The organism is Intrasporangium sp. (genome assembly GCF_036566125.1).
Lineage (GTDB): Bacteria > Actinomycetota > Actinomycetes > Actinomycetales > Dermatophilaceae > Intrasporangium.
Map to the genome: position 1 here is coordinate 1 of NZ_DATCWX010000233.1, position 9,961 is coordinate 9,961.

Sequence of the window (9,961 nt, forward strand, 5' to 3'; positions counted from 1 at the left end):
GGCTTCCGCTTCCACGACCTGAGGCACTATCTCGCCTCGTTACTCATCGCCAGCGGTGCAGACGTCAAGGTCGTGCAGACGCGCCTGAGGCACGCCAGCGCGACGACGACGCTCAACACCTACTCGCACCTGTGGCCAGACGCGGACGAGACCGCCCGCGCTGCCGTTGGTGCGGTGCTGGCAGCACGAGCGGTCTCGCTCGATCCCCAATCTTGCGGACTATCTGCGGACTAGACGCCGTGATGGGACGCAAAGCAGCAGGTCAGCGACTTGTGAGCCTCACAGGTCGTAGTACATCTCGAACTCGTGCGGGTGCGGGCGGAAGCGGATCGGGTCCACCTCGTTCTTACGCTTGTACTCGATCCACGCCTCGACGAGGTCCTTGGTGAACACGTCACCCTCGAGGAGGTAGTCGTGGTCGGCCTCGAGCGCGTTGAGCACCTCGGGGAGCGAGCCGGGCACCTGCTCGATCGCCGCGTGCTCCTCGGGGGGCAGTTCGTAGAGGTCCTTGTCGATTGGCTCCGGCGGCTCGATGCGGTTCTTGATCCCGTCGAGGCCCGCCATGAGCTGGGCGGCGAAGGACAGGTACGGGTTGGCCGACGGGTCCGGCACGCGGAACTCGATGCGCTTGGCCTTCGGCGACGTTCCCGTGATCGGGATGCGGACGCACGCCGAGCGGTTGCGGGCCGAGTAGACCAGGTTGACCGGAGCCTCGTAGCCCGGAACCAGGCGGTGGTAGGAGTTGATCGTCGGGTTGGTGAAGGCGAGCAGCGACGCCGCGTGCTTGAGCAGGCCGCCGATATACCACCGGGCGAGATCGGACAGGCCGCCGTAGCCGCGCTCGTCGTAGAAGAGCGGCTCGCCGTCCTTCCAGAGCGACTGGTGGGTGTGCATGCCGGAGCCGTTGTCGCCGAAGAGGGGCTTCGGCATGAAGGTCGCGGACTTGCCGACAGCCCAGGCCTCGTTCTTGACAACGTACTTGAACTTCATCATGTCGTCGCCCGAGTGGAGCAGCGTGTTGAAGCGGTAGTTGATCTCCATCTGGCCGGCCGTGCCTACCTCATGGTGGCTGCGCTCGACGTTGAGGCCCACGTCCTTGAGCCGGATGCAGACCTGGTCGCGGAAGTCGGCGAAGTGGTCGACGGGGGAGACTGGGAAGTAGCCACCCTTGTAGCGGGTCTTGTACCCGCGGTTGCCGCCCTCCTCCACGCGGCCGGTGTTCCACGCGGCCTCGACGGAGTCGATGAAGTAGTAGCCGGCGTTCTGCTTCGTCTCGAAGCGGACGTCGTCGAAGACGTAGAACTCCGCCTCGGCGCCGAAGTACGCGGTGTCCGCGATCCCCGTCGACTTCAGGTACTCCTCCGCCTTGAAGGCGATGTTGCGCGGGTCGCGGCTGTAGCGCTCGTCGGTGAACGGGTCGACGATCGAGAAGTTCATGACGAGGGTCTTCTCGACGCGGAAGGGGTCGACGTACGCAGTGGCCGGATCCGGGACGAGTTTCATGTCCGACTCGTGAATCGCCTGGAACCCGCGGATCGACGAACCGTCGAACATCTGCCCGACCGTGAAGAACTCCTTGTCGACCGACTCAGCCGGCACGTTGAAGTGCTGCATGACACCGGGCAGATCACAGAACCGAATGTCGACGAACTTGACGTCCTCGTCCTTGATGAACGCGAGGACCTCGTCAGCTGAGCTGAACATCCAACCTCCTGAAGTGGTGCTGTCGTCGAGGACGCTAACGGGATCCGATTTCCCGTCCATGACCCGAATGTTTCCCACGTGTTAACGCAAGCCCACGCCGTATGCCGCTGAGCCGGGTTTCACGCGGATCGTTAGGCTGGGCACGTGGTTGACCGCGAGGATGTTGGCTCCTGGCTCGAGGGGCCCCGATCGAGAACCGTCGGTGCGGGGGAATGGCCGGGCCAGCGCCTCGGCCTGCCGGAGCACGGTCCCGGCTCCATTGCCCGCTTCGGAAGACGCCTGTGCGGCATCATCATCGACTGGGTCATCGCGCTCATCATCGCCCGGGGACTGTTCCAGGTGCCGCTGCCGTTCTCGGAGCGCACGGCCACGGGCGGTCAGAACTTCATCGTGCTCGCGATCTTCGCCCTGATGAACATCCTGCTCGTCGGGACGCTCGGGACCACGATCGGACACCGCTTCATGGGCCTGCAGGTGCGGAACGTCACCGGTGGGCGGGCCACCTTGGTGCAGGCACTCATCCGGACCGCCTTGCTCTGCCTCGCGATCCCGGCGGTCATCTGGGACCGGGACAGCCGAGGCCTGCACGACAAGGTGCCCAACACGGTCATCGTCCGCACTCGCTGACAGCGGTTGGGGCTATTTGCCGCGCAGCGCCTTGCGGTCCATGCGGGCCCGCGTCGGATCGATGCCCTTGGGAAGCGGGGCCTTCATTCCGCCGAGCGCCTTGAGGCGCTTGTTCACCACGGACATCTCGTCCTTGGTGATCGCCGGGCGGAGCCGCTGCACCTTGCTGGCGAGCTTGCTGATCGGCACCTCGTCCTCGCCGTTGCCGACGCGCATCAGCGTGACCGGGACACCCGGTGCCACGCGCTCGACCCGCTTCTTCTCGGCGACGAGCAGCTTCTGCACCCGGCCCGTGGGGCCCTCGCCGACGAGCACGACTCCGGCCCTGCCGAGGGCGCGGTAGACGACGGCGGCGGACGTGAAGTCACCGGGACGGTTGACGTCCGCGGCCACCGGTTCACGGTCGGTGTACCAGCCGCGGCGGATCGATGTGAGGGCCGCACCCGCAGCGCCGGTCTGGCCCTCGATCTGACGATAGGCGGCCCGCTCGGCCCGTCGGCTCATGACGATCGTCGCGACGAGGATGCCGCTCATGACGCCGAAGATGGCGAAGATCCAGCCGAGGTCGAGCAACAGGCCGACGATGAAGATCACGCCGAACGTGACGAGGAAGGCGAGCAGCATGTACCACCCGACGAGCGGGTCCTGCTGCCTGGTGATCTTGAAGACCTGCCAGATCTGCGCCAGCCGCCCGGTCTTCTTCTCCTTGGGCGCCGTCGTGTCGCCGTCCTTGTTGCGTGCCATGCGGATCAGGATACGGCGCTCGCAGCGCGGGCCACCAATGCCGCCGCCTCTTGGCGGGCAGGCGACTCGGCCGCCTCGGCGAGGTGCGCCAGGTGCCCGGGGATCGGCCGCCCCCACTTGCGCATCGCGGTGGCCCAGAGCCGCCCGGCACGGTAGGACGAGCGGACGAGCGGGCCAGCCATGACGCCCTTGAAGCCCATGCCCTCGGCCACGTCGGACCAGTGGACGAACTCCTCGGGCTTGACCCAGCGGTCGATCGGGTGGTGCAGCTTCGAGGGCCGGAGGTACTGCGTGATGGTGAGGATGTCGCAGCCGGCGTCGTGCAGGTCGCGGATCGCCGACTCGATCTCGGCGTCGGTCTCGCCCATGCCGAGGATGAGGTTGGACTTGGTGACGAGCCCCGCCTCGCGGGCCATGGTGAGCACCCGCAGCGACTTCTCGTAGGTGAACGCCGGGCGGATCCGCTTGAAGATCCGGGGCACCGTCTCGAGGTTGTGTGCGAAGACCTCAGGCCTGGCGTCGAAGACCTGGCCAACGAGCTCCGGCTTCGCCCCGAAGTCGGGCGGCAGGATCTCCACCCCGGTGTTGGGGTTGAGCAGGTGGATCTGCCGGATCGTCTCGGCATACAGCCCGGCTGCGCCGTCGGGCTGGTCGTCGCGCGCCACGCCAGTCACCGTCGAGTAGCGCAGGCCCATCCGCTGCACCGACTCGGCAACACGACGCGGCTCGTCGAGGTCGAGGGCTTGCGGCCGACCCGTTGCGATGTCACAGAAGTCGCAGCGCCGCGTGCACGTGTCGCCGCCGATGAGGAAGGTCGCCTCGCGGTCCTCCCAGCACTCGAAGATGTTCGGGCAGCCCGCCTCCTGGCAGACCGTGTGCAGCCCTTCGCCCTTGACCATCGAGTGCAGCGCCGTGAACTCGGGCCCCATCTTGGCCGTCGTGCGGATCCACGACGGCTTGCGCTCGATGGGGGTCTCGGCGTTGCGCGCCTCGACGCGCAGCAGCCGACGGCCGTCCGGTGCGACAGTCACGGAGGCTCCTTCGTTGGGGGCACGGGATACCCGGGCCTGCAGGGTGGCCGGGTTCACTGCAGCCTACGCCGAGCCAGCGGCGGCCCAGAAAGCCAGCCCAGCGGCATACGGCTCGATGGCGTGTGGCGGCAGGCGCGGGAGGTCAGGTGACGTCGCGACGTCGGAAGACGAGAACTGCTGCGGTCGAGACCCCGACGACGAGCACGAGCAGGTAGACCCAGCCATGCGTGTAGCTGATCGCCTGCGTGCCGAAGGTGCACGACCGGTTGCCGTCGACGGTCGTGCACGTCTCCGCCATGTACTCGTGTCCCTTCTCGAGGAACGCGCTGGCGTTGGGCGTGATGGCCCACGGGGTGAGCCGACCCCCGAGGAACGCCTGGACCGCGATGAACTCGACCACGACGAGGTAGCCGAGCAGCAGGCCGACGAGCCCTGCCGTGTGTCGCAGGAGCATCGCGAGCGCGGCGCCCAGCAGTCCCGCCGCGACCACGACGAGGACCGCGCGGAGCACCAGCTCGGCGACGGAATCCTCCAACGGGGGTGGCGTCGGGAGCTGCAGCTCGGAGCCCGGTCGGTTGATCGTGGCGACCATCCGGGCGCCGATGACGAGCAGGCCGAGGCCGAGGGCGGCCGCCAGCGCACCGCCGACGCCTGCCGCCGCGAGCTTGCTCAGGGCGACCCGGACGCGCTGCGGCTTGAAGGTGAGCCAGTTGCCGAGGGCGCCGGTGGAGAACTCGGCGGCGACGAAGCTGCCCATGAGCAGCAGCACGAGGAACGCGTAGGCGAACGTGGCGTACGGGACGAGCTCGGCGGTGATGGTGTCGGCGATGGGGAGGGAGATGCCAACGTCCTCCATCGTGGGCACCTGGAACTCGCCGAGGTGCTCGCAGCCGAAGTCGATCGACGAGTCATTCTGACGTTCGCGTTCGACCGCCTCCTGCTCGCGGCAGTCCGCGATCATCGTGGGGAGGTTGGCCTGCATCTCCTGGTTCTGGCGCTCGGCGTCCGCAACCATGGCCTGGTACTCGTCCAGTCGCTGGGCCAGGGTCTCGGGCGAGCTCTGGTTGTAGGCGTTGTAGACCATGAGGCCGGTGAACGCGACGACGCCGACGAGCACGGCCTTGGTCAGGCGGCGCCACCACAGGCGCCGCAGCTCGACGCCGACCAGGCCGAGGAAGGACGTGCCCTTGGGTCGAGTGTGCGACTTGGCCTGCGAGTCCGGCGTGATGAGGGTGTGGCTCATGCCGCACCTCCCGTCGCGAGGCCGCCGGCGTCTCGATCGGCGTCCGAGCCGAGGCCTTCGTCGGCCGTGAGCGAGAGGAAGGCGGACTCGAGGTCCGGCCGGATCGGCGTGAGCTCCCGGACGTAGAGGCCGTGGCCGGCGAGGACCCTCGTGATCTCGGCCGGGTCCTCCGCGCCGGTCACGAGGAGGTGCTCGCCGTCGCGGGTCACTCGCAGCCCGGCTGTCGCGAGGACGTCCTCCGCCTGGCTTGGCGAGGAGATGCCGAGGCGGACCTGCGGCGCACCACCGCCTCCGAGGATCTCGCTGACGGCGCCCTCGGCGAGCGTGCGTCCGTGGCCGATGATGGTGACGGTGTCGGCGACCTGCTCGACCTCCGCGAGGATGTGCGAGCTGACGAGGATCGTCTTGCCCGCCCGGCCAAGAGTGCGCATCGTGTCGCGCACCTCGCGGATGCCCGCCGGGTCGAGGCCGTTGGTGGGCTCGTCGAAGATGAGCAGCTCCGGGTCCTTGAGCAGGGTGGCCGCGATGGCGAGGCGCTGCTTCATGCCGAGTGAGTACCCGGCGTAGCGGTCCCGGCCGCGGTCGCCGAGATGGGTCACCTCGAGGACCTCGTCGATGCGCGGCCGCGGCGTCCCGATCGCGTCGGCGAGGAGGCGGAGGTTCTGGCGGCCGGTGAACGCGGGGAAGAACTTCGGTGACTCGACGATCGCGCCGACCCGGTCGATGACCTGGGGAAGCTCCTTCGGCACCCGTCGCCCGAAGACCTCCGCGGTGCCTGAGTCGGGGCGGATGAGGCCGAGCAGCATGCGGATCGTCGTCGTCTTGCCCGAGCCGTTGGGTCCGAGGAAGCCGTGCACACCGCCCGCTGGGACGGTCATGGTCAGACCCTGCACCGCGACCCGACGACCTCCCCTGCCGAGGTAGCTCTTGCGCAGACTGACCGTCCGGACGGCGATGTCCATGGAACCCCCTGTGTGAGTTTGGCGTGCTCACCCTAGTGGGGCCAGGACCTTGCGTCAGGCGAGGACTCTCCGGTTCGGCTGGAGCGCCGGGATGATGTCGCCGAGGTGCTTCTCGACGTGGGGGAGCACCTCGGGCACCGTGACGTCGCGGCCGAGCTCGAAGGACAGCGATGTGACGCCGGCGCCGACGATGCCGCAGGGGATGATGACCTCACCCCAGGACAGGTCGGGGTTGCAATTCAAGGCGAAGCCGTGCATCGCGACCTGCCGGCTGACCCTGATGCCGATGGCGCCGATCTTGCGTCGAGGACCCTTGTCGTCGGCGGCGATCCACGTGCCGCTCTCGCCGTCGACGCGACCGGCCTCGACGCCGAAGTCGGCGCACACCCGGATCATCATCTCCTCGAGCGCCCGGACGTAGCCGACGACGTCGATCGGTGCGGGCAGGCGGACGATGGGGTAGCCGGTGATCTGTCCGGGCCCATGCCAGGTGATCTTGCCGCCCCGGTCGACGTCGACGACCGGCGTGCCGTCCTTGGGCCGCTCCTGCGGCTCGGTGCGCTTGCCCGCGGTGTAGACGGGTGCGTGCTCGAGCAGGTAGATCGTGTCGGGCTCTGTGCCTTCTACGACCTTGGCGTGGGTCTGCCGTTGGATCTCCCAGGCGTGCTCGTAGTCGACGAAGTCGGGGCCGAGGCCCAGGTGCACGAACCGCATGCGGTCAGGGTACGCCGCGTTGCCCGGGTGCCCTGCCGCCCTCGTCCTAAGGTGGCCGTATGCCGCCGAGCTCGCTTCCCGGGAACCGTTCTCTTCGCGTCGGGCTCGCCGGGTACGGAGTGGGCGGTCGACAGTTCCACGTGCCGGCGCTCGTGGGCGCGGGGCTGGGGGTGGCCGCCCTGGCCACGGCCAACCCGGAGCGCGTCGCACAGGCGAGGTCCGAGCTCCCCGATGCCCTCGTGGTGCCCGACCTCGACGCCCTGCTCGAGGTGGACGGGCTGGACCTCGTGGTGCTGGCTACCCCGACGGGCCTGCACGCCGCACAGGCCGAGCGAGTCATCGAGGCGGGGGTGGCACTCGTCGTCGACAAGCCCTTGGCGCGGACCGCGTCTGAGGCGCAACGGATCGTGGACCTCGCTGCGCATCATGGCGTTCCCTTGACGGTCTTCCAGAACCGACGGTTCGACCCGGAGCTCGCCGCGCTGCTTGCGGTGCGTGACGGAAGTCTCCTGGGCGAGATCCGCCGGGCGGAGTACCGCTGGGACCGCTGGCGACCCGTCCCCAAGCAGCGCTGGCGGGAGACCCAGACGGCCGAGGAGGGCGCGGGGCTGCTCCTCGACCTCGGCAGCCACCTGATCGACCAGGCGGTCATCCTCCACGGCGAGGTCGAGTCGGTCTACGCCGAGCTCTTCACGCACACCATGGTCGCCGAGGACGACGTGTTCGTCGCCTGCCGACACGCCTCGGGAGTGGTGAGCCATGTCATGGCATCGTCGGTCAACGGGGCGCCAGGGCCTCGAGCACGGGTCACCGGATCGACGGGCGCCTACGTCATCGGCCGTCAGTTCGACGAGGTGAGCGCCTTCACTGAGTTCGAGAACGACGGAGCAGCGGTCGGCTGGCTGGTGCGCGGGGACCAGCGGGAGCCCGGCCCGGTTGTGGGGCCGTCGGACCAGGCGGCGTTCTATCGCGCGGTTGGTGCGGCCCTCACCTCCGACGACCCGCAGGCTGCGATGCCGGTCGACCCGAGGGATGCCGTCCACGTCCTCGCGGTCGCGGACGCGGCCCGCGCCAGTCACGAGGGCCAGCGGGTCGTCGAGGTCCTCACGCCGGGGGAGGCGCCCTGATCCGGTAGGCGCCTGTGGAGGACCGCCGCGCCCCTGCGACCGTCCCTGTGACGATGGCCTGGTGAGCACCCTTGACGCGACTCCACCTGAGGTTCCCGGCCATCGGCTCGAGCACATCATCGGGCAAGGCAGCACGAGCGTCGTCTGGGCGGGGCGGGACCGAGCCGGCGCCGCAGTCGCCGTCAAGGTGCCCCGTCCGGGCTCCGACTGGGATCCATCGGGTTGGGCCGTCGAGCGGCAGGTGCTCTCCGCGGTTCGGCACGAGCACCTCGTGCCACTGCGCGACGTCATCGAGCTCTCGGACGGCAGGACGGCGCTCGTCTTCGAACTCGTCACCGGGGCCCCGCTGAGGTCCATGGTGCACACCCGTGGGCAGCTGCGCCCCGGAGAGGTGGTGACGATCCTGACGCCGATCTGCCAAGCGGTCGCAGCCCTCCACGCCGCGGGTGGCAGCCACGGCGACATCTCGGCTGGAAACATCATGCTCACGGCGGATGGTCGGCCGCTCCTGCTCGACCTGGGGGCGGCTCGCGTCATGGGTTACGGCGCCCACGTCTGTGGCACAGAGGGGTTCATTGCCCCAGAGGTGCGCGAGGGAGCCGCTCCGACAACCGCGAGCGACGTCTTCTCTCTCGGAGCTGTCGCGTGGTTCTGCCTGACCGGTTACGGCGCTCCGGACACGCTCCAGCGCCTGGATCTCGACACGGTCCGGAGCCACGTCGGCGACGAGCTCGCCGAGGTGATCGCTGCGAGCATCGATCCCGACCCGGCTCGCCGTCCCGAGGCGGTACGACTCGCCCGGCTCCTCTACGACGCGGTGCAACCCGAGCCGGTCGAGGTCGTCGTGGGTGCCGATGACGCGTCTGCGCTGACCCATCGGCTGCGTGCCGATGCCGCGCGCGAGCAGCCAGCTCAAGAGGTCCCTCGCCGGCCGTTGCGGCTCCGAGTGCTCGCAGCGGTCGTGACCATCGCGATCGTGGGTGCGGCAGCATGGCTCCTGCTCGGACGCTCGCCCACTGCGGTCGCTGGAGGCGGTCCAGCCGAGGCGGCACCGACCACGCAGGTTGGGGCACTGGTCCAGCACGATGGGTCGGCTCCAAGGACGCGCCCGACGGAGCTGATGCAATGGCTCTCTGACCAGCGGGCGGCCGTCCTCGTCGCCAGGGACCTGCACGGCTTGGAGGCCGTCCACCGGCCTGGTTCGGGGTCCCACCAGTCTGATGTCCAGCTCATCGAGACGCTGCTGCGTGGAGGCAACCGCTACGCCGACCTGCACCTCACCGTGGCTGAGTCCGCCGCGGCGGGCGGTGATGCCGAGCGTGCCACGATCCGGGCTCGCGTCAACTGGTCGGCCTATGTCGTCGTCGACCGCGCCGGCGGCCGGCGCACCCATCCGGCCGCTGAGGGCGAGCTGCTCGACTTCGACCTGATGCGGGATGCCGATGGCTGGCGGATCGACGCGATCAGCACCGCGCAGTCCGGCTGAGCCGAGCAGCTCATCTCGACGATCCTCATCTCTCCCGGCCCACCACGTCGTCGTGAGGCCTGAGCAGCGTGGTGCCGCACGCCGTTGGATCGAGTCCGGCATGCGGCACCATCGCTCGTGATGCGCCTCTGGCTCAGAAGGGTGGTGGGTCGTTCCAGCCGTAGCGTTCGTTCCAGTACGCGGCGCTGGCCTCGCGGTCGCGGTGTTCCTGCCGGGCCGTGTTGGCGCGGCGGGTCGGTGGGGTGTGCTCGGGCGCGTCGGGGTCGTGCAGGGCCTCGGTCCAGGACTTGGGGTAGGTGACGTACTCGCGTCCGGTCAGGGTG

General features: G+C 69.0%; 10 protein-coding genes and 1 pseudogene. 4 read left to right on the forward strand and 7 right to left on the reverse strand.

Annotated features, from left to right (window positions below; genetic code table 11):
• Positions 1-234: tyrosine-type recombinase/integrase (locus VIR15_RS14230; protein WP_331928755.1), on the forward strand; the 234-nt coding region annotated here is incomplete at its 5' end.
• A 45-nt stretch (positions 235-279) separates the two neighbouring features.
• Here the strand turns inward: VIR15_RS14230 and glnA are convergent.
• Positions 280-1,704 carry a type I glutamate--ammonia ligase gene (gene glnA / locus VIR15_RS14235; RefSeq protein WP_331928757.1) on the reverse strand — a complete coding sequence of 475 codons (1,425 nt, stop codon included), beginning with the start codon at positions 1,702-1,704 and terminating at the stop codon, positions 280-282.
• A gap of 144 nt (positions 1,705-1,848) precedes the next feature.
• On the opposite strand from glnA, the gene VIR15_RS14240 reads away from it, so the two are divergent.
• Positions 1,849-2,331, forward strand: coding sequence for an RDD family protein (locus VIR15_RS14240; RefSeq protein ID WP_331928759.1), 483 nt, complete (start codon positions 1,849-1,851; stop codon positions 2,329-2,331).
• Between the two features lie 12 nt (positions 2,332-2,343).
• Here the strand turns inward: VIR15_RS14240 and VIR15_RS14245 are convergent, their stop codons facing one another.
• The 5 genes from VIR15_RS14245 to lipB form a co-directional block, all read right to left on the reverse strand.
• Positions 2,344-3,075 (reverse strand): DUF4191 domain-containing protein, encoded by a 732-nt coding sequence (locus tag VIR15_RS14245; RefSeq protein WP_331928761.1) that lies wholly within the window; start codon positions 3,073-3,075, stop codon positions 2,344-2,346.
• Positions 3,076-3,080: 5 nt separating this feature from the next.
• Complete coding sequence (gene lipA / locus VIR15_RS14250) at positions 3,081-4,106, reverse strand: lipoyl synthase (protein WP_331928763.1); 1,026 nt, start codon at positions 4,104-4,106, stop codon at positions 3,081-3,083.
• A gap of 142 nt (positions 4,107-4,248) precedes the next feature.
• A complete protein-coding gene (locus tag VIR15_RS14255) occupies positions 4,249-5,349 on the reverse strand; it encodes a hypothetical protein (RefSeq protein ID WP_331928765.1) in 1,101 nt (366 codons plus the stop codon).
• Positions 5,346-6,311 (reverse strand): ABC transporter ATP-binding protein, encoded by a 966-nt coding sequence (locus tag VIR15_RS14260; RefSeq protein WP_331928767.1) that lies wholly within the window; start codon positions 6,309-6,311, stop codon positions 5,346-5,348. The genes VIR15_RS14255 and VIR15_RS14260 overlap by 4 nt, the downstream gene beginning before the upstream one ends.
• Before the next feature lie 54 nt (positions 6,312-6,365).
• The gene (gene lipB, locus VIR15_RS14265) at positions 6,366-7,025 is read right to left on the reverse strand and encodes a lipoyl(octanoyl) transferase LipB (protein ID WP_331928769.1); all 660 of its coding nucleotides are present in this window, start codon (positions 7,023-7,025) and stop codon (positions 6,366-6,368) included.
• Positions 7,026-7,084: 59 nt separating this feature from the next.
• Between lipB and VIR15_RS14270 the strand changes: the two genes are divergently transcribed.
• Together VIR15_RS14270 and VIR15_RS14275 are read left to right on the forward strand one after the other, a co-directional pair.
• On the forward strand, positions 7,085-8,152 hold the full coding sequence (locus VIR15_RS14270) for a Gfo/Idh/MocA family protein (RefSeq protein ID WP_331928771.1): 1,068 nt from the start codon (positions 7,085-7,087) through the stop codon (positions 8,150-8,152).
• Positions 8,153-8,213: 61 nt separating this feature from the next.
• The gene (locus tag VIR15_RS14275; RefSeq protein ID WP_331928773.1) at positions 8,214-9,638 is read left to right on the forward strand and encodes a serine/threonine-protein kinase; all 1,425 of its coding nucleotides are present in this window, start codon (positions 8,214-8,216) and stop codon (positions 9,636-9,638) included.
• A gap of 133 nt (positions 9,639-9,771) precedes the next feature.
• Here VIR15_RS14275 and VIR15_RS14280 read toward each other — a convergent pair.
• A pseudogene (locus VIR15_RS14280) lies at positions 9,772-9,961 on the reverse strand (HNH endonuclease signature motif containing protein); the annotation flags it as partial.

What these genes read in the sequence shown, in the direction of transcription:
- glnA (WP_331928757.1), bottom strand. Translation starts at nt 1,704, where the DNA reads ATGTTCAGCTCAGCTGACGAGGTCCTCGCGTTCATCAAGGACGAGGAC.
- VIR15_RS14245 (WP_331928761.1), bottom strand. Translation starts at nt 3,075, where the DNA reads ATGGCACGCAACAAGGACGGCGACACGACGGCGCCCAAGGAGAAGAAG.
- VIR15_RS14255 (WP_331928765.1), bottom strand. Translation starts at nt 5,349, where the DNA reads ATGAGCCACACCCTCATCACGCCGGACTCGCAGGCCAAGTCGCACACT.
- VIR15_RS14260 (WP_331928767.1), bottom strand. Translation starts at nt 6,311, where the DNA reads ATGGACATCGCCGTCCGGACGGTCAGTCTGCGCAAGAGCTACCTCGGC.
- lipB (WP_331928769.1), bottom strand. Translation starts at nt 7,025, where the DNA reads ATGCGGTTCGTGCACCTGGGCCTCGGCCCCGACTTCGTCGACTACGAG.
- VIR15_RS14270 (WP_331928771.1), top strand. Translation starts at nt 7,085, where the DNA reads ATGCCGCCGAGCTCGCTTCCCGGGAACCGTTCTCTTCGCGTCGGGCTC.